This window comes from Mesorhizobium ciceri biovar biserrulae (assembly GCF_001618845.1).
GTDB lineage: Bacteria > Pseudomonadota > Alphaproteobacteria > Rhizobiales > Rhizobiaceae > Mesorhizobium > Mesorhizobium ciceri.
The window spans coordinates 4,443,100-4,461,018 of sequence record NZ_CP015064.1; the positions used below are offsets into that span (position 1 = coordinate 4,443,100).

Consider the following 17,919-nt stretch of genomic DNA (forward strand, 5'->3'; position numbering starts at 1 on the left):
TCATCAATCAGGCGGCAAATGGCTGCGTCATCAGACGGCCGAATTCGGGACGCGGCGTGTCATCTCCGCACAGCCGCAGACAATTCCAGGCGGTCGCCTGGTTGCTGGTCACCACGGGACGTCCAATAGTTTTTTCCATTCCGGTGACCGCGAGGGCGCTACGCAGCGCCGTGCAGGAGACGAACAGCGCATCGGCGCTGGTGTCGGTCGCCTCACGCGCCAGTTCGACGAGGGCCGCCGGTGCGATGCGCGCCATCTCGCGGTCGTCCTCGAAACCGAGGCAGGTGAAGCTGGCGATCTCGAAGCCGTGCGCCGCGAAATAGGCGGCCATCGGCCTGGATGTCTCGACCGTGTAGGGAGTGAGGATGCTGATCTTGCTTGCGCCCAGCGCACGCAGCCCGCGCACGCCCGCCATCGGCGGGGTGATTACCGGCACGCCGGGCTTTGCGACCTGGATCGCCGCCTCGATCTCGGCATCGCCGATCACCACCGAGGCCGAAGTGCAGGAATAGCAGACGGCATCGAGTGGCTCATCCGGCAGGATCAGGGCCGCGCCCGCCGTCAGCGCCGGCTGCATCTTGCGCAGGTTTTCGGGCGTCGTCGGGTTGGCATAGGGAATGCGCGCGACATAGACGCCGACGCGTTCGCTCGCCACCATGCGGCGGAAATCCGGCTCGCTGGTGTGGTCGGTGGCCAGGATGATCAGGCCGATGCGCCGCTCCAGCGGACGCGCATCCAGTGCCGGCCGTTTCGGATACACCTTGATCTCGGGCAAGGGTTTCATCGGTTACCTCTCGATCTTGCCGTAGCGGCGTTCCAGCCAGCGCAGCAACACGACCGAAAACAGACTGATGACCAGGAAGAAAGCACCGACCAGGGTGATCGGCTCGATATAGCGATAGTAGGTGTTGGCGACGCTTTTGGCCTGGTTCATCAGTTCCAGCACGGTGATCGCCGACAGCAGCGGCGTTTCCTTGAACATGGCGATAAAGTAATTGGCGAGCGCCGGAATCATCGGTGGGATAGCCTGCGGAACGATGATGTGGGTCCAGGTCTGACTGGCGCTCAAATTGCACGCCTTGGCGGCCTCCCATTGGCCGCGCGGCACATTGTCGATGCCGGCACGATACACCTCGGCCGTATAGGTGCCGTAATGCAGCCCGAGCCCGATGACACCGGCGACCAGCGGCGGCAGCAGGATGCCGATGTCGGGCAGCACGTAGAAGATGAAATAGAGCTGCACCAGCAGCGGCGTGCCGCGGATGAATTCAGCCGCCCAGCCGACCGTGCGCGACAACGCCTTGTTGGGCGAGCGGCGCGCCAGCGCAATGCCAAGCCCGACGATCGCCGCCAGCACCGAGCCGAGCAGCGTCGCCAGGATGGTGATCTTCACGCCCTGGATCAGCGTTGGCATGATTTCCCAGACGAAATTCCAATCCCATTCCATCAGTAGGCCCAATTTATCAGAAGGGAGTTGGCCATCAGGCACGCACCCCGTCGAGGCCGCGCGCCATGCGTCGTTCCAGCGAGCGCACGCCCCACGAGATGAGCAGGGCGAGGATGAAATAGATGATCAGGATGGTGGTGAACGGCACCAGGGTGTTGCCGGTCTGGGCGCGCACCACCTGCGCCTGGAAGGTCAGGTCGGTGAGCGAGATCAGCGACACCACGGCGGTCGCCTTGAGCAATTCGATGGCATTGTTGCCAAAGGTCGGCAGCATCACCAGCAGCGCCTGTGGCAGGATGATGTGGCGCATGCCTTGCCAGCGGCCGAGATTGAGCGCTGTGCAGGCCTCATACTGTTCGCGGCCGATCGACTGGATGGCACCGCGCACCACTTCGGCGGCGTAGGCGCCGACATTGAGGCCGAGCGCCAGCACGCCGGCCTGCAACGGGGTCAGCGAAATGCCGATGAAGGGCAGCACGAAATAGGCCCAGAACAACTGCACGAAGATCGAGGTGCCGCGGAAGAACTCGATGTAGGCGGTGGCCAACCAACGCAGCGCAAAGAAGCGCGACACGCGCCCCATGCCGGCGAGGAAGGCCATGATCAGCGCCAGCACCGACCCCATCAGCGTCAGCTCGATGGTGACAAGCGCTCCCTGCAATATCAGGCCGAAATAGCCGGACCACTGGGTCATTCGGTTTCCAACGTTGGGTTTAGCTCCCTCTCCCCGTTTACGGGGAGAAGATGCCGGCAGGCAGATGAGGGGCGGCGCGAAATTGCGAAGGTATGGCGCCGCCCCTCATCCGTCACTTCGTGACACCTTCTCCGCGTTGAACGGGGAGAAGGAAGGATCACTTCGCCGCGCAGAGCTTGTCGCGGCTGGTCGACATCGCGGCTGCCGCCGAGAAGCCGTAGGGCTCGATGATCTTGGCGAACTCGCCTGATTTCTTCATCTTGGCCAGTTCCACATCGAAGGCGTCGCGCAGTGCCTCGTCGCCCTTCTTGAAAGCGGCGCCGTCGCAATAGACCGGTGCGCCCTGCACCGGAGCGATGACTTCGAGGTTCGGATCGTTGGCCTTCTTGACCAGATCATTGATCGACAGGACGGGCAGCGAATAAGCGTCGATGCGGCCATCCTGGAGCATCTTCACGCCGCTCTGGCCATCCGGCACGACGATGACGCGATCGCGTGGCACGCCGGCATTGAGCGCGAGCTTCTCCTCGGTGCCGCCGCCCGGCGCGCCGATGGTCGCAGTCGTATCCTTGGCGACATCCTCATAGCTCTTGAAACCCTTTGGATTGCCTTTCTTCACCAGCATCGCCTCGGCGTCGCACAGCACGGGTTCCGAATAGGCGACCGCAGCACAGCGCTCCGGCTTCATGAACAGGCCGGCGGTGACGACATCGAAGCGACCGGCCTGCAGGCCGGGGATCATGGCGCCATATTCGGAGATCGAAGCGGCAACGTCGGCGACGCCGAGCCGCTTGAATATCTCGCGGGCCACATCAGGCGCGGCACCCGAAACCTTGCCGTCGGCGGCGACCGCCGTATAGGGCGGCTCGTTGGCGATGGCGAGGCGGGCGAAACCTTGCGCCTTGAGCTGCTCGAGCTTGCTGTCATCGGCCGAACCGGGGATCGAGGCGGCCAGCACCGCCGTCAGTGCAAGACCGGCAACGCCGGCCAGAATGCCAAGTTTGTTCATTGTTCCCAACTCCTTGTTTCTTGTCTTGCTTTGTTGCATGGCGGCCCTCGCCGCCTCGGGACGACTTCGTCGCCCTGGCATTGCGGTCAGACCCGATGTCCGGCCGCGATGATCTTCTTCAGGAAACCTTGCGTGCGCTCCTGCTTGGGATTGCGGAAAATCTCGTCCGGTTTGCCTTCTTCGACGATCCTGCCGCGATCGAAGAACAGCACCCGGTCGGCGAAATCATGGGCAAAGCCCATCTCGTGGGTGACCAGCAGCATGGTCATGTCGGTCTCGGCGGCGAGCTTGCGCATGACGTTCATCACCTCCTCGACCAGCTCTGGATCGAGCGCCGACGTCACCTCGTCGAACAGCATGATCTTCGGCGACAGCGCCAGCGCCCGAGCGATCGCCACGCGTTGCTTCTGTCCACCGGACAGCTGCGCCGGCATGTTCTTGGCCTTGTCGGCCATGCCGACCATTTCGAGCAGTTCCATCGCCCGCTTTTCGGCGGCGGCACGCGGCGTGCCCTTGGTCAGCATCGGCGCCAGCGTGACATTGTCCATGACGCACTTGTGCGGAAACAGGTTGAACAGCTGGAACACCATGCCGATCTTCTGGCGCATCCTTGTCAGATGCCGCTCATCGGCGGGCAACAGCTGGCCATTGCGCTCCATGTGATAGAGCTGCTCGCCGTCGATCTGGATATGACCGCCATCGATGCGCTCCAGCGTCATCAGGATGCGCAGGATCGTCGTCTTGCCCGAACCCGACGGGCCGATCAGTGCCAGCTTCTCGCCGGGCATGACTTGCATCGACAGGCCGTCCAGCACCTTGAAGCTGCCGAAGCTTTTCGAGATGCTGTCGATCTTGATGATGGGCGCTGATGCGGACAAATGTATTTCCCCGTGCTGGAGAAGCCTATGCCCCTTAACGATGCGGAACGCGCCAAATCATGTCAATTGGGAAAATAATATCATGACAATTATTCTGATTCCGCACAATTTCCGGGCAAACCGGACCTAGATTGCGAGCAGCAGATGCTCCGGATCGCCAAGCAGCAGCTTGGTGACAACGCCGAGGCCGGCGCGCAGTTCCCCCTCGGTGGTCGAACCCAGCGAAATACGCACCGCCGGGTGCCAGGGCGCACCCGAAATACGGAAGGATGTTCCGGGCGCGATAGCCACGCCTTGCAGGCGGGCCTGGGCGACAAAGCTTTCCTCGGCACGGTCCGCGGGCAGTTGAAGCCAGACATGCAGCCCGTCTCGCCGGGCGCGATAGTCGACCCCCGCCAGCACCTGCGCTGCAATATCCTGCCGGCGCCGCAAAGCCGCGCGCTGCCAGTGGACAAGCTCCATCGCCGTGCCGTCGGTCACCCATTTGGTGGCGATCTCGGCCACCAGCGGCGTCGCCATCCAGTTCGAAACCAGATGCCGGTTGGCGACGGCGGCGACGTAGCGGTCGGGTGCGGCCAGATAGCCGATGCGCAGGCCGGGCACGGTGATCTTGGTGAAGGAGGTGACGTAGAGCGTGCGCTCCGGCGCGAACGCGGCAACCGGCGGCGGCCGGTCTTCGACCAGCGGACCCAGCACATCGTTCTCGATGATGGCGATATCGTGCTTGCGCGCAACCGCCGCGATCTCTTCTCGCCGCCGCGCATCCATCAGCGCCGCCGTCGGATTGATGACCGAGGGCTGCACGAAGACCGCGCGGATGTCGGAAAGCCGGCAGGCCTCGTCCAGCGCTTCCGGAATCAGGCCGTTGTCGTCGATCGGCAGGCCTTCCAGGTTGAAGCCGAGATAGCGTGCCAACGGCACCAGCGTATGGTGGCCGATCGCCTCCGTGGCGACCGTAGAGCCCGGCGGCGCGACGCTCATCAGCGCCACTGTCATGCCGGCGGTGGCGCCGTTGGTCAGGCTGACGTTCTGCGGCGATGCATCGAGGCCGCACAGTCTCAACCATTCGACCGCCACCGCGCGGTGGCGGGGAAACACCATGTTGGGCCGGAACGAAAGTGCTGAACTCGACGGCAGGTTCTCAGCCAGCCATCCCAGTGCCTGCTTCAGCCGCTCAAGATGCATCGGCTCGCAGACCGGTTTCAGGATCGAAAGGTCGATGACTTCACCGAGCCGCTCCGGCAGATAGGGCGGCTCGGGCTCGCGGCGCTGCGTCTGGACGAAGCTGCCGCGGCCGATCTCGCCCGAAATCAGGCCGCGCCGGATCAGTTCCTCATAGGCGCGGCTGACCGTCTGCACCGAAAGCTTGAGGTCGTCGGCCAGCCTGCGATGGGTCGGCAACCGCGCGCCATTGGCAAGGCGTCCGTCATGGATGGCGCGCGCGAACTGGTCGGCCAGCGACTGATAGGCCGGCCGCCGGATAAGCGCGGGATCGGGTTGCCACAATGTCATGACTTATTAGAGATCGAAATCAGTGCAATTGACAATCGAAATAATGCGCCGTCATGGTACTCGACGAAAAAGTGAGCCCTGATGACATCAGCGAAACTCGACCCGATCGACCTGAAAATCCTCGACGCCATCCAGCGCGACGGGCGCATCACCAAGCTGGCGCTGGCCGAGCAGGTCGGCCTGTCTCCGACGCCGTGCTGGATGCGGTTGCGCAAGCTGGAAAAGGCCGGCATCGTCTCGGGCTATCACGCCAGGATCGCCATGCGCGTCGTGGCACCCGTTGCCACCGTGCTGATGGAGGTGACGCTGGCCAACCACCGCCAGGCCGATTTCGACCGCTTCGAGCGCGTTATACGCGATGTTCCCGAGATCGTCGCCTGCTGGTCTGTCGGCGGCGGCGTCGACTATCTGTTGAAGGTAATGGCGCGCGACATCGACGCCTATCAGCGGCTGGTCGATGGCTTGCTGGACCGCGAGATCGGCATCGATCGTTACTTCACCTACATCGTCATCAAGACCGTGAAGGACGAGGTGGCGCTGCCCATCGCAGAGCTTTTGCCGGCGTCGTCATAGGAGCGGAGAGATTCTCTCGCCGGGCAACCCGATAGAGAGAGTCTCTCTACGCCAGGACTTCCAAACAGCCTCTCTATCTGCATCGGGCGGATAGTCTTCCCGCATCAGTCCGAACCGGGAGGCCTTGACCATGTCCGCGCATTTCGCCCGCTCGCATCGCCATGAAGCGCTCGACGGCCTCGCCGACCGCCGGCTGCTGCGCGAACTCGCCTATGTCGATGGCCACTGGACCGCAAGCGAGGCTGCCGAAAGCTTCGAGGTCACCGATCCGGCCACCGGCACGACCGTCGCTTTCGTCGCCGCGCTCGATGGCCGGCAGACGACAAAGGCGATCGATGCCGCGGCGCGCGCCTTCCCGGCCTGGCGGGCGCTGTTGCCGCAGGAGCGCTCGACAATTTTACGAAAATGGTTCGAGCTGATCGTCGGCGCCAAGGATGATCTGGCTCTGCTGATGACGCTTGAACAGGGCAAGCCACTGCAGGAATCACTGGGCGAGATCGACTACGCCGCCTCCTTCGTCGAATGGTATGCCGAAGAAGCAAAACGCCTGAACGCCGAGAGCGTCACCAGCCATCTCCCGAACGCCGAGATGATGGTGCGGCGCGAGCCGCTCGGCGTCGTCGGCGTCGTCACGCCGTGGAATTTTCCGTCGGCCATGCTGACCCGTAAGGCAGCCGCCGCCCTTGCCGCCGGCTGCACCATCGTCGCGCATCCGTCCTCGGAAACGCCGCTGTCGGCGCTGGCGCTGGCCGAACTCGGCGAACGCGCCGGCCTGCCCGTGGGCGTCTTCAACATCGTCACCGGCAAGGCTTCGACGATCGTCGGCCGGATGTGCGAAGATCCGCGCGTGCGTGCCATGAGCTTCACCGGCTCGACCGAGATCGGCCGGCTGATCGCCGCCCAGAGCGCGCCGACCATGAAGCGGCTGGTGATGGAGCTTGGCGGTCATGCCCCGCTGATCGTCTTTGCCGATGCAGATCTGGACAAAGCGGTTGATATCGCCATCGACGCCAAATTCGCCACGTCGGGCCAGGACTGCCTCGCCGCCAACCGCATCTACGTCCAGCGTCCGATCTACGATCGGTTCTGCGCCGCCTTCGCCAAGCGCATCGAGACGCTGCGGACCGGCAATGGCCTTGCCGAGAAGATCGACATCGGGCCGCTGATGCATGAGCGCGCCATCAAGAAGGTGGAGGAACAGGTCGCCGATGCCATCGCTCACGGCGCGCGCTGCCTCACCGGCGGCAAGCGGCACCAGGCCGGCCCGCTGTTCTACCAGCCGACGCTGCTGGCCGATGTCAGTGACGAAGCGCTGATCATGCGCGAGGAGACGTTTGGCCCGGTTGCCGCCGTGACGCCGTTCGACAGCGAGGATGACGTGATTGCCCGCGCCAACGCCACCGAGTATGGCCTCGTCGCCTATGTCGTGACCGAGAATGGTGGCCGGCAGCAGCGCATGGGCCGCGCGCTCGACTACGGCATGGTCGCCATCAACCGCGTCAAGATCACCGGCGCGCCGATCCCGTTCGGCGGCGTCAAGCAATCGGGCATCGGGCGCGAAGGCTCGCGCCACGGGCTCGAAGCCTTCACCGATCTGAAGTATCTCTGTCTGGACGTCGCCTAGGTTCGTCCTGCCATCCCTAAAGGAGTCAAAAAATGCTCGACCAGTCCAACGAACTCGCCGCCTGGGATCGCGACCACTTCTTCCATCCCTCGACCCATATGGGCACGCATGCGCGGGGCGAAAGCCCGACACGCATCATGGCCGGCGGTGAAGGCGTCACCGTGTGGGACAACAATGGCAGGAAGAGCCTCGATGCCTTCGCCGGGCTCTATTGCGTCAATGTCGGCTACGGCCGCCAGAAGATCGCTGACGCCATCGCCGCCCAGGCGAAGAACCTCGCCTATTACCACGCCTATGTCGGCCACGGTACCGAGGCCTCGATCACGCTGGCCAAGATGATCATCGATCGCGCGCCGCAGGGCATGTCGCGGGTCTATTTCGGCCTCTCCGGTTCGGATGCCAACGAAACCAACATCAAGCTGATCTGGTACTACAACAACGTGCTCGGCCGGCCGGAGAAGAAGAAGATCATTTCGCGCTGGCGCGGCTATCACGGCTCGGGCGTGATGACGGGATCGCTGACCGGGCTCGACCTGTTCCACAACGCCTTCGACCTGCCGCGCGCGCCGATCCTGCACACCGAGGCACCCTACTACTTCCGCCGCGCCGACCGCTCGATGAGCGAGGAGCAGTTTTCGCAGCATTGTGCCGACAAGCTCGAGGAGATGATCCTGGCCGAAGGCCCGGAAACCGTCGCTGCCTTCATCGGCGAGCCGATCCTCGGCACCGGCGGCATCGTGCCGCCGCCGGCCGGCTATTGGGAAAAGATCCAGGCGGTGTTGAAGAAGTACGACGTGCTTCTGGTCGCCGACGAAGTGGTGACGGGCTTCGGCCGACTGGGCACCATGTTCGGCTCCGACCATTACGGCATCAAGCCGGACCTGATCACCATCGCCAAGGGCCTGACATCGGCCTATGCGCCGCTGTCGGGCGTCATCGTCGCCGAAAAGATGTGGCAGGTGCTGGTTGAGGGTTCCGACAAGCTCGGTTCGCTCGGTCATGGCTGGACCTATTCGGCACATCCGATCTGCGTTGCCGCCGGTGTGGCCAATCTCGAGCTGATCGACGAGATGGATCTTGTGACAAATGCCAAGGAGACCGGCGCCTATTTCCGCGCCGAGCTGGCCAAGGCGGTCGGCGGCCACAGGAATGTCGGTGACGTCCGCGGCGACGGCATGCTGGCAGCGGTGGAATTCGTTGCCGACAAGGACGACCGGGTGTTCTTCGACGCTTCGCAGAAGATCGGACCGCAGGTGGCGACAGCGCTTGCCGCAAGCGGCGTCATCGGCCGCGCCATGCCGCAGGGCGACATTCTTGGCTTCGCGCCGCCGCTCTGCCTGACCCGCGAGGAAGCCGACATCGTCGTGTCGAAGACCGCCGATGCGGTCAAGAGCGTGTTTGCCAATCTCTGAGATCGACTATGAATGCCATGACCAGAACCCTCCCCGCCACCATGGCCGCCGTGCTGCTTGTCGGGCACGGCGGGCCGGAAAAACTCGTCTACCGTAGCGATGTGAAAGTGCCCGCGCCTGCGCCAGGTGAAGTGCTGGTCAAGGTCAGCGCTTGCGGCATGAACAACACCGATGTCTGGGTGCGCCAGGGCGCCTATGGCACGGAGGAGGACGCTGCCGCCGTGTCGACATGGCGGCGCCAGGGCAACACGCTTGTTTTCCCGCGCATCCAGGGCACCGACACCGTCGGTACCATCGCCGCCGTCGGCGAAGGCGTGTCGCCGGAGCGTATCGGCGAACGGGTGATGGTCGATTTCTCCATCTACAATCGCGACGACGATTCGCTCGCCGACATCGACTATATGGGCCACGGCCGCGACGGCGGCTACGCCGAATACCAGGCCGTGCCGGCCGAGAATGCGCATGTCGTCGATACCGACATGAGCGACGTCGAACTCGCCACCTTCTGCTGCGCTTACCTGACCGGTGAACAGATGCTGGAGCGCGCCGGCTTGAAGGCCGGCGAGCGCGTGCTGGTCACCGGCGCCTCGGGCGGCGTCGGTTCCGGCATCGTGCAACTGGCACGGGCGCGCGGCGCCATTCCCTATGCCGTCGTCGGCAAGGGCAAGGAACAGGCGGTGCTGGACATCGGCGCCGAGGCGGTCATCACCCGTGGCGTCGCAGACCTGCCGCAAGCCGTGATTGAAGCGACCGGCGGCCAACCGATCGACGTGGTGGCCGACCTGGTCGGCGGCGCGATCTTCAACGACCTCTTGCGTATTCTCAGGCCCGAAGGCCGCTACACGACCGCGGGCGCGATTGCCGGTCCGGTCGTGCAACTCGATCTCAGAACCATGTATCTCAAGCAGTTGCAGTTGCATGGTTCGAGCCAGGGCACGCGCGCGGATTTCCGTCGCATCGTTGGTTACATCGAGGCGAAGAAAATCCGGCCGCTGGTCGGTGGCGTCTACAAGCTCTCCGATTTCCACCATGCGCAGGCGGATTTCATTGCCAAGGATTTCGTCGGCAAGCTGGTGGTGGTGCCGGATGCCATGTGGGGTTCGGCTGGCTGAACACTCTATGCCTCAACCCTGCTGGGCCGCCCTCAACAGCATGCCGAACAGATCGCGCGTTTCGTCGGGGTCGGCCAGCATGTCGAGTTCCTGGTAGAGGCCGGTCGAGCGCAGTTGATCCCTGACATAGCGCAGCGCCGAAAAATCCTCGATGGCAAAGCCGACCGAATCGAACAGCGTGATCTGGCCGGAATCGCGCCGGCCTTGCACGGCGCCTGACATCACCTGCCACAGCTCGATCACCTCATGATCCGGCGCAAGCTGCTGGATCTCGCCCTCGATGCGGGTCTGCGGCGGGTATTCGACGAAGATGTCTGAGCGCAGCAGGATATCGCGATGCAATTCGGTCTTGCCGGGACAGTCGCCGCCGACCGCGTTGATGTGCACGCCGGAGCCGACCATGTTGTCGGTGAGGATGGTGGCGTACTGCTTGTCGGCGGTGACGGTGGTGATGATGTCAGCCCCCTCGACCGCCTCCTGCGCGGTGCCGCAGGCGACCATGTCCAAGCCTAGATCGGCGAGATTGCGGATGCATTTTTCGGTGGCCGTGCGGTCGATATCGTAAAGCCTCAGCCTGTCGACGCCGAGCAGCGCCTTGAAGGCCACCGCCTGGAATTCGGCCTGGGCGCCGTTGCCGATCAGCGCCATGCAGCTGGAGCCGGCCGGCGCCAGGTACTTGGCGGCCAGAGCCGACATCGCCGCCGTGCGCAGCGCCGTCAGGATGGTCATTTCGGACAGCAATACCGGGTAGCCATTGTGGACGTCGGCGAGCATGCCGAAGGCGGTCACGGTCTGGCGTCCCTCGCGCATGTTCTTGGGATGGCCGTTGACATATTTGAAGCCGTAGACCTCGCCGTCGCTGGTCGGCATCAGTTCGATGACACCCTCGGCGCTGTGCGAGGCGACGCGCGGCGTCTTGTCGAACAGCTCCCAGCGGCGGAAATCATCCTCGATGTAGTCGGCGACTTCGACGAGGAAGCGTTCGACGCCGATCTTCAGCACCAGCTTCATCATATGGTCGACGCTGACGAAGGGCACGATGTTGAGATTGGGGATCATTTTTCTTTTCCTTGCCGCATGCAGGCGGTCAGTCCTGGCGATGCGCGTTGTGTGCCTTCATCATCGTTGCCAGCGCCGGATCGTTTTGCTCCAGCACCCTGATGGCTCCGCCTGTGTCGTAGTGGCGCTCATCCTGGCCCATCTTGAACTTGGCTTCGAGCCGCCCGATCGGCAGGTCAAACCCTATGATACCAGGTATGCGCCGCTCCATGCCGCCTGGTCCGAGCTCACGCGTGCGCCAGCGATCGTCGCGATCCTTCTCCAGCACGTCGACAAGCTGCAGGAGATGCCGGGCGGTGCCGTGATCGTCGAGCGGCACCGGATGTCCATGACAATGCACGACGGCAAAGTTCCAGGTCGGCGCGCTGTCGCGCACCGGATTGCGCGGATACCAGGACGGCGAGATGTAGCCATGCGGGCCGTGGAAAACAGCGATCGTCTCCCTGCCTTCGCTGATCAAGGTGCTGTGCGGATTGGCCCGGGCGAGATGCGAGACCAGCGTTCCGTTTTCACCCCGCGCGCGATCGAGCACGAAGGGAAGATGAGAGACGACAAGGCCCTGCGGTCCCGCTGTCACCACCGTGGCAAAGGCCGCGGCCTCGATCAGGCCGAACACCTCGTCGCGCGACAGTGGCGCGAACTCGGGCTTGGTATACATCAGGTCAGCTTCGCTGGGCGCGAACCGCCGGGATCAGGCCTTGCGGACGAACCAGCAGCACGGCGATGACGCCCGACAGCACGATGGCGTCGCGATAGGGCGCGATCGCTCCCGGCAATGTCGCTTGCAGCAGCACCTCGATGATGCCGAGCAGGAAGCCGCCGGCGACAGCACCGGGCAAGCTGCCGAGCCCGCCGACGACGGCGGCGATAAACGCCTTCAGCACCGGCGTGAAACCCATCAGCGGGTCGACCGAGGCACGCTGCGCCACCCACAGCATGGCCGCCACCCCGGCGAGCAGGCCGGAGAGCAGGAAGGCGGTGGCGATGATGCGGCTGGCCGGAATGCCCATCAGGCGCACGACGTCGAAATCCTCCGCTGCGGCACGCATCGCCGTCCCGGTCACCGAGCGGCGCAGGAAGACTTCCAGCGCAATCAGCGCCAGTGCGGAGACGACGATGGAGATGCTGGGACCGACGCCGATGGTGAAATCGCCGAAGGAGAAAGCGCCGGTCATCCAGCCAGGCATGGCGACAGCCTGCGGCCGCGCCGAGATGCCGTTCTGGAAGACGACCTTCAGCAGGCTGGAGACAGCGAAGCTGGTCAGCAACAGACTGGTGACGCTGGCGCCGCGCATCGGCCTGAACGCGATGCGCTCCATGGCGACAGCGGCGAGCGCGCCGCAGGACACGGCGACAAGCACGGCTACGGGGAACGGAAAGCCAAGCACCAGCGAGGCGAGCAGCGCATAGCCCGACAGCGTCATCAGTTCGCCATGGGCGAAGTTGATGAGGCCGACGATGGAAAAGACGATCGCCAGCCCGAGCGCCAGCAGCGCATAGACGCCGCCGAGGCTTACCGCATTGATGATCTGCTGCGCGATCATGCTTCTTAAGCTCCCAGATAGGCCTGGCGGACGAGGTCCGAAGAGGCGAGTTCTTTTGCCGTGCCCGACAGCACCACCCCGCCATTGGCGAGCACGACGGCGCGGTCGGCGATTTCGAGCGCCAGCGCCACATTCTGTTCGACCAGAAGGATGGTCAGGCCCTTGCGGCGCAGTTCGGCGATCAGATCGAAGACGGTGTCGATCAGTTGCGGGGCGAGGCCGAGCGAGGGCTCGTCGAGCAGGATCATGCGCGGCTTGCCCATCAGCGCGCGGGCGATGGCCAGCATCTGCTGTTCGCCGCCCGACAGATTGCCGCCCTTGACGCGGTGGTAGCGGCGCAGGATCGGGAACAGCTCCAGCATCTCCTCTTCGCGCAGCCGCGCCTCGGCCGCCGGCTGATGCACCGCGCCGCCGAGACGCAGATTGTCGGCCACCGTCAGGCTGGCGAAGATGCGGCGGCCTTCCGGAACCAGCGCGACGCCCTTGCGGGCGATCGCCTCCGGCGCCAGGCCGGTGATGTCGACACCGTCGAAGACCACCTTGCCGGATGCCGCCGGCACCAGCCCGGCGACGGCGCCGAGCGTCGAGCTCTTGCCGGCGCCGTTGGCGCCGACCAGGGCGATGATCTCGCCGCTGTCGACGGCGAGGTCGACGCGGCGCACCGCCTCGACCTCGCCGTACCGGATTTTCAGGGCTTCGACGCTCAGCATGACATCACGGCGCCGGAACGTCGGCGGCTTCGGGGATCAGGGTCTCGACATGCTTGCCTTCGCCGCCCTCGTAGCGCATCAGCGCCACTGGCCGCAGCGGCATGCGGTCCGTGCCGGCATAGGTGATCTTGCCGGTGATGCCCTCGAAATCCTTGAGGCCGGCGATGGCGTCGCGGATCGCCTTCGGGTCGTCGGAGCCGGCCGTCTTGACCGCCTGGTCGAGGATCAGGCCGATCTCGTAGCCATTGACCTCATAGGTCGATTCCGGCGCATGGCCGGCATATTTGGTGAAGGCGGCGTTGAAGGCTTCGAGCTTGCTGCCCGGCTCGGCATAGCCGGCCGCGGTGTAGACGACGCCGTCGACCAATTTGCCGAGCGCCTTGATGGTCGGCGTACCGATGGCATCGGCTCCATAGACCGGGATGGTGACGCCGGCGCCGCGCAATTGCTGGATGAAGGCTGGGAAATCGGGCTCATAGGCCGCCGTCATGATCAGGTCGGGCTTATCGGCCAAGCCCTTGATGTTGGTGATCTCGGCGGAAAAGTCGGGCTGGCCCATGCTGAAAGTGCCGCGGCCGACAATGGTGCCGCCCTTCTTCTCGAACACCTTGCCGAAATATTCCGGCAGATTGGCGGTGTAGGTGGAGTCCGGCGAGGTCAGCAGGAACACCTTCTTCTTGCCTTCGGAGAGGGCGAAGTCGGCAACCGCCGTCGCCTGTACATTGTCGGCGGGATAGGTGCCGAACATGACATCGCCGACCGCGCCGGTGAGCACCGGGGCGGAGCCGCACAGCGTCAGGGTCGGAATGCCGAGAGGCTGGGTCAGCTGGCCGGCGGAAATCGAGGGATCGGCATCGCACGGCGTGATCATGATCTTGGCGCCGGCATCGATCAGCTCCTGCGCGACCGTGGCGGTCTGCGCGGTGTCGGAGCGGGTGTCCTTGATCAGCAGCTTGACGGTGTATTTGCCGCCGAACCCGCCCTTGGCGTTGAGTTCGTCGAGCGACATGCGCAGGCCGGCAAGTGCCGGCTGGTCGTAAGGGGCAAGACCGCCTGTCTGCGCGGTCGCGGCACCGATGATGATCTCCTCGGCGCTGGCCGTCGAAATGGTGGCGATGCCGAACACGGCAGCGCAGAAGGCGGCGCGATGGAGGCGATAGAGGCTTGGCATGTCGGTTCTCCTTCTGGATTTTTGTCGTTGGTCGTTGCGGTCTATGCGGTCTGGTTTTCAGGCGTTGCGGTCTTGGCGCGCGCCATGCGGCTGCCGAGATAGGCTGCGATCACGGCGGGGTTCTTCTGAACGTCGCCCGGCGTACCGTCGGCGATGACGCGGCCATGATCGATGACGACAATGCGTTCGCACAGGTTCATCACCAGCCGCATGTCGTGCTCGATCAGGACGACGCCGATGCGGCGCTCGATGCGGACTGTCGAGAGGATGGAAACCAGTTCGGCGGTCTCGACGGCGTTCATTCCGGCGGCTGGCTCGTCGAGCAGCAGGAAGCGCGGCTTCAACGCCAGCGCACGTGCCACTTCCAACCGGCGTCGCTGGCCATAGGCAAGCCTGGCGGCCGGCTGATCGGCAAATCTCTCCAGCCCCATGCGCGCAAGTTCACCCATTGCCGCCGCCTCGGCATGGACGAGATCAGGCTCTACCTGGCGTGCGGCGACGACGACGTTTTCCAGCACCGTCATGTGCGGGAAGACGCGGATGTTCTGGAAGGTGCGGGCAACGCCGGAGCGCGCGAAGCGGAAGGCAGAAGCCTGCCGCACCGCGCCACCCACCGACACAGTACCGGCACTTGGCTTGACATCACCGGCCAGCATGTTGAGCAGCGTCGTCTTGCCGGCGCCATTGGGGCCGATGATGCCGGTGATGCTGTCGGTCTCGAAGTTCAGGCTGACGTCGTCGACGGCGACGACGCCGGCATAGCGGCGCGACAGACGCTCGGCGGAGAGCCGGTCACTCTCGACACGCTGCGGAGGTGCCGCCGAAGCCGTCACGGCCTGGCGTCCGGGCCGGCGCAGCAGGTTCAGTTCACGCTCGCCGAACAGGCCGGTCGGGCGTCGCCAGATGACCAGGATCATGGCGATGGCAAGCACGCCCTGGGTCAAGCCGAACAGGACAGGCAGATGCAGGCCGAGCACTTCGCCGCCGCCTTCGAAGCGGCGCACCACTTCGACCAAAACGATGGTGACGATGACGCCGGCGAAAGCGCCGAGCGACGAGGTCATGCCGCCGACGATCAGCATGGCAAGCATGGTGAAGCCCAGGTCGAAATAGAAATCGCGTGGCGAGAACGCACCCAGAAACTGCGCCATCATGGCGCCGGCAGCCATGGCGGCGACGACACCCGCCACCCAGGCGGCCAGACGCGCCGTGCGTTGGTCGACGCCGACGGCGGCCGCACCACGCTCGTCATTGGCGGCGGCTCGGCTGGCAAGGCCGAAAGAGGTTTCGCGAAACAGCCTCGCCGCCACCAGCGCCACCGAAGCGACTGCGGCAGCGGTCCACAGCCCGACCTCACGCGGCACGCCGTAGAAAGGCTGGCTGCCGCGGGTGATCTCGCGCCCGGCGACCAGCAGCGTGTAGACGATGATCAGCATGGCCAGCGTGGCGATCGAGGCGCTCGATCCGGAAAGCCTTAGCAGCGGCGCACCGGTCAGCAGGCCGACGACGACCGCCAGAGCCAGGACGATGGCCAGCGCTGCGACGAAGGAGAGTTGATGGCCGGCGAGGAATTGCGGCAGGTCGCGCAGCGCCGTTCGCTGCAGTGCCGTCGGCATGGTGAGGATGCCTGTCGCATAGGCGCCGAGGCCGACAAAGGCCGCCTGGCCGAACGAGACGATGCCGCTGTTGCCGGAGAATATCTGCAGGCCGAGCACCGCCGTCAGCATGATCGCGGCATAGGTGACGACGCGTTGCATGGCGGCGCCGCCGAAGATGAAGGCGGCAAGCGCCACCAGCAACAGCACCGCGACCATGCACAGGGCATCGGCCGTGGCGTTGCGGAACGCGGCGGGCATGAAGCCGGAACTCTTGCTCTCGCTCGTCGTCACCGACGCCATCACGCGGCCCTGAAGCGATCGGGTGAAAACGGGGCCAGGATCGGTTGCGCGCCTTGGGTGACCAGCCTGGCCACCGCCTCGCCGACTGCCGGCCCGGTCTTGAAGCCGTGGCCGGAAGACCCCGCCGAAACGACCAGCCCTTCGACATCAGGCATGGCGCCGATGACCGGCAGATCGTCGGGGCTCATGTCGTAGAGACCAGCATAGCCCGGCCGGATGCCAAGCTCGGCCATGGCCGGCACGCGGCTGGCGAAGGTCTCCAGGATCTCGACCGATTCCTGCTCCTCGACACCTTCCATGTAATCATCGGGATTTTCGACGAAGCGTGGACGGCCCGCATGTTCGTGGCGCAGGCCGGTGCCGCCGCCGGCCCAGGTCCCGGCGAGGATGACGCCGTCATTGTCTGGCCGCGCATAGTTGCAGGAAATGTCGTCGCACCAGGCGAACGGCATGACCTGCCTTGCCTTGCCGGCAGCGTCGAGTACGGCCATCGGATGGCGCTCGACATGCAGCGGCAGATCGAGGCCCACTGTCGCCAGCAGCCGGCGCGTCCACGGCCCGGCGGCCAGGACGACCGTATCGGCCTCCAGCATCGTTCCATCGGTCAAGATGACGCCCGTGATGCGGTCGCCCTGCCGCTGGAGGCTCTCGACCAACGTGTTCTGCATGATCCTGGCACCACTGGCGCGGGCGGCACGGGCAATAGCATTGGTGGCGCCGAAGGCATCGGCATAGCCATACTCGGGTTCCCACAACGCCAGCGCGACATTGTCCAGGGCAAAGCCCGGTGCGGCATCGGCAAAGGCCTGCGGCGACAATATCTCGATGCGCGCGCCCTCGGCGCGGATGCGTTCGGCTGCCGACGTCCAGCTCGCCTTGTTGTCGTTGCCGCAGACCCACATCATGCCGATTTCGGTGACAAAGGATCCTTCGCCCGCGACTTCGGGCAGCGACACCAGGATCTCTCGGCCACGGATGGATAGCTGCGACAGTTCCGGCATCAGGTAGAAGGCGTGCAGCAGCGCCGACGATTTGCCCGACGGGCCGCCGGCGGGATGGGTCTTCTCGACCAGCGTGACCTTCACACCGGCTTTGGCCAGATCATAGGCCGCGCTCGATCCGACAATACCGGCACCGACGACGATGACGTCGCTTCCATTTCGCATGGCTGTTCCCCACAGTCTCTTGGCTGCTTTTCGACAAGGTAGGGCCAGCGATCGCGCAATGTCAACATCTCTTCATTGTTGACCGAGATTTAAATCTCTGTAATAAACTC

At 64.6% G+C, this 17,919-nt stretch carries 17 protein-coding genes; 4 read left to right on the top strand and 13 right to left on the bottom strand.

Going from position 1 to position 17,919, the window contains the following annotated elements; genetic code table 11:
- Positions 1-7: 7 nt before the first annotated feature.
- The 6 genes from eutA to ehuR all read right to left on the bottom strand — a co-directional run bounded on the left by eutA (position 8) and on the right by ehuR (position 5,540).
- A complete protein-coding gene (gene eutA / locus A4R29_RS20865; RefSeq protein WP_063170120.1) occupies positions 8-784 on the bottom strand; it encodes an ectoine utilization protein EutA in 777 nt (258 codons plus the stop codon).
- A 3-nt stretch (positions 785-787) separates the two neighbouring features.
- A complete protein-coding gene (gene ehuD / locus A4R29_RS20870; protein ID WP_024502312.1) occupies positions 788-1,447 on the bottom strand; it encodes an ectoine/hydroxyectoine ABC transporter permease subunit EhuD in 660 nt (219 codons plus the stop codon).
- A gap of 34 nt (positions 1,448-1,481) precedes the next feature.
- Positions 1,482-2,141, bottom strand: coding sequence for an ectoine/hydroxyectoine ABC transporter permease subunit EhuC (ehuC, locus tag A4R29_RS20875; protein ID WP_013530328.1), 660 nt, complete (start codon positions 2,139-2,141; stop codon positions 1,482-1,484).
- Between the two features lie 157 nt (positions 2,142-2,298).
- Positions 2,299-3,150: an ectoine/hydroxyectoine ABC transporter substrate-binding protein EhuB gene (gene ehuB, locus A4R29_RS20880; protein ID WP_013530327.1), complete on the bottom strand. Its 852-nt coding sequence runs from the start codon at positions 3,148-3,150 to the stop codon at positions 2,299-2,301.
- An 86-nt stretch (positions 3,151-3,236) separates the two neighbouring features.
- Positions 3,237-4,028 carry an ectoine/hydroxyectoine ABC transporter ATP-binding protein EhuA gene (gene ehuA, locus A4R29_RS20885; RefSeq protein WP_013530326.1) on the bottom strand — a complete coding sequence of 264 codons (792 nt, stop codon included), beginning with the start codon at positions 4,026-4,028 and terminating at the stop codon, positions 3,237-3,239.
- 126 nt (positions 4,029-4,154) lie between these two features.
- Complete coding sequence (ehuR, locus tag A4R29_RS20890) at positions 4,155-5,540, bottom strand: MocR-like ectoine utilization transcription factor EhuR (protein WP_063172779.1); 1,386 nt, start codon at positions 5,538-5,540, stop codon at positions 4,155-4,157.
- Between the two features lie 81 nt (positions 5,541-5,621).
- Between ehuR and A4R29_RS20895 the strand changes: the two genes are divergently transcribed.
- The 4 genes from A4R29_RS20895 (at position 5,622) to A4R29_RS20910 (ending at position 10,261) form a co-directional block, all read left to right on the top strand.
- The gene (locus tag A4R29_RS20895) at positions 5,622-6,113 is read left to right on the top strand and encodes an Lrp/AsnC family transcriptional regulator (RefSeq protein WP_013530324.1); all 492 of its coding nucleotides are present in this window, start codon (positions 5,622-5,624) and stop codon (positions 6,111-6,113) included.
- Positions 6,114-6,243: 130 nt separating this feature from the next.
- Positions 6,244-7,737: an NAD-dependent succinate-semialdehyde dehydrogenase gene (locus tag A4R29_RS20900; protein ID WP_027162226.1), complete on the top strand. Its 1,494-nt coding sequence runs from the start codon at positions 6,244-6,246 to the stop codon at positions 7,735-7,737.
- Between the two features lie 32 nt (positions 7,738-7,769).
- The gene (locus A4R29_RS20905; RefSeq protein ID WP_027162227.1) at positions 7,770-9,149 is read left to right on the top strand and encodes an aspartate aminotransferase family protein; all 1,380 of its coding nucleotides are present in this window, start codon (positions 7,770-7,772) and stop codon (positions 9,147-9,149) included.
- Between the two features lie 8 nt (positions 9,150-9,157).
- Entirely contained in the window at positions 9,158-10,261 is a 1,104-nt protein-coding gene (locus tag A4R29_RS20910) for an alcohol dehydrogenase family protein (RefSeq protein WP_013530321.1), read from the top strand.
- Positions 10,262-10,273: 12 nt separating this feature from the next.
- Here A4R29_RS20910 and A4R29_RS20915 read toward each other — a convergent pair whose 3' ends face one another.
- From A4R29_RS20915 to A4R29_RS20945, 7 genes are read right to left on the bottom strand one after another with little or no spacing between them, the layout of a single operon-like run.
- On the bottom strand, positions 10,274-11,320 hold the full coding sequence (locus tag A4R29_RS20915; protein WP_063172780.1) for an ornithine cyclodeaminase: 1,047 nt from the start codon (positions 11,318-11,320) through the stop codon (positions 10,274-10,276).
- A gap of 28 nt (positions 11,321-11,348) precedes the next feature.
- Positions 11,349-11,978, bottom strand: a complete 630-nt coding sequence (locus A4R29_RS20920; RefSeq protein WP_063172781.1) for an FMN-binding negative transcriptional regulator — start codon at positions 11,976-11,978, stop codon at positions 11,349-11,351.
- A 4-nt stretch (positions 11,979-11,982) separates the two neighbouring features.
- Positions 11,983-12,864, bottom strand: coding sequence for a branched-chain amino acid ABC transporter permease (locus A4R29_RS20925; protein WP_063172782.1), 882 nt, complete (start codon positions 12,862-12,864; stop codon positions 11,983-11,985).
- Between the two features lie 5 nt (positions 12,865-12,869).
- Positions 12,870-13,574 (bottom strand): ABC transporter ATP-binding protein, encoded by a 705-nt coding sequence (locus A4R29_RS20930; RefSeq protein WP_063172783.1) that lies wholly within the window; start codon positions 13,572-13,574, stop codon positions 12,870-12,872.
- A 4-nt stretch (positions 13,575-13,578) separates the two neighbouring features.
- The gene (locus tag A4R29_RS20935; protein ID WP_063172784.1) at positions 13,579-14,745 is read right to left on the bottom strand and encodes an ABC transporter substrate-binding protein; all 1,167 of its coding nucleotides are present in this window, start codon (positions 14,743-14,745) and stop codon (positions 13,579-13,581) included.
- Positions 14,746-14,786: 41 nt separating this feature from the next.
- The gene (locus tag A4R29_RS20940; RefSeq protein ID WP_063172785.1) at positions 14,787-16,643 is read right to left on the bottom strand and encodes a branched-chain amino acid ABC transporter ATP-binding protein/permease; all 1,857 of its coding nucleotides are present in this window, start codon (positions 16,641-16,643) and stop codon (positions 14,787-14,789) included.
- The gene (locus tag A4R29_RS20945; protein ID WP_063172786.1) at positions 16,643-17,809 is read right to left on the bottom strand and encodes an NAD(P)/FAD-dependent oxidoreductase; all 1,167 of its coding nucleotides are present in this window, start codon (positions 17,807-17,809) and stop codon (positions 16,643-16,645) included. Before A4R29_RS20945 ends, A4R29_RS20940 begins: the two co-directional genes overlap by 1 nt.
- Positions 17,810-17,919 lie beyond the last annotated feature (110 nt).

Coding starts and splice junctions, on each gene's coding strand:
- eutA (WP_063170120.1), bottom strand. CDS start 784: ATGAAACCCTTGCCCGAGATCAAGGTGTATCCGAAACGGCCGGCACTG.
- ehuD (WP_024502312.1), bottom strand. CDS start 1,447: ATGGAATGGGATTGGAATTTCGTCTGGGAAATCATGCCAACGCTGATC.
- ehuC (WP_013530328.1), bottom strand. CDS start 2,141: ATGACCCAGTGGTCCGGCTATTTCGGCCTGATATTGCAGGGAGCGCTT.
- ehuB (WP_013530327.1), bottom strand. CDS start 3,150: ATGAACAAACTTGGCATTCTGGCCGGCGTTGCCGGTCTTGCACTGACG.
- ehuR (WP_063172779.1), bottom strand. CDS start 5,540: ATGACATTGTGGCAACCCGATCCCGCGCTTATCCGGCGGCCGGCCTAT.
- A4R29_RS20895 (WP_013530324.1), top strand. CDS start 5,622: ATGACATCAGCGAAACTCGACCCGATCGACCTGAAAATCCTCGACGCC.
- A4R29_RS20900 (WP_027162226.1), top strand. CDS start 6,244: ATGTCCGCGCATTTCGCCCGCTCGCATCGCCATGAAGCGCTCGACGGC.
- A4R29_RS20905 (WP_027162227.1), top strand. CDS start 7,770: ATGCTCGACCAGTCCAACGAACTCGCCGCCTGGGATCGCGACCACTTC.
- A4R29_RS20910 (WP_013530321.1), top strand. CDS start 9,158: ATGAATGCCATGACCAGAACCCTCCCCGCCACCATGGCCGCCGTGCTG.
- A4R29_RS20915 (WP_063172780.1), bottom strand. CDS start 11,320: ATGATCCCCAATCTCAACATCGTGCCCTTCGTCAGCGTCGACCATATG.
- A4R29_RS20920 (WP_063172781.1), bottom strand. CDS start 11,978: ATGTATACCAAGCCCGAGTTCGCGCCACTGTCGCGCGACGAGGTGTTC.
- A4R29_RS20925 (WP_063172782.1), bottom strand. CDS start 12,864: ATGATCGCGCAGCAGATCATCAATGCGGTAAGCCTCGGCGGCGTCTAT.
- A4R29_RS20930 (WP_063172783.1), bottom strand. CDS start 13,574: ATGCTGAGCGTCGAAGCCCTGAAAATCCGGTACGGCGAGGTCGAGGCG.
- A4R29_RS20935 (WP_063172784.1), bottom strand. CDS start 14,745: ATGCCAAGCCTCTATCGCCTCCATCGCGCCGCCTTCTGCGCTGCCGTG.
- A4R29_RS20940 (WP_063172785.1), bottom strand. CDS start 16,643: ATGGCGTCGGTGACGACGAGCGAGAGCAAGAGTTCCGGCTTCATGCCC.
- A4R29_RS20945 (WP_063172786.1), bottom strand. CDS start 17,809: ATGCGAAATGGAAGCGACGTCATCGTCGTCGGTGCCGGTATTGTCGGA.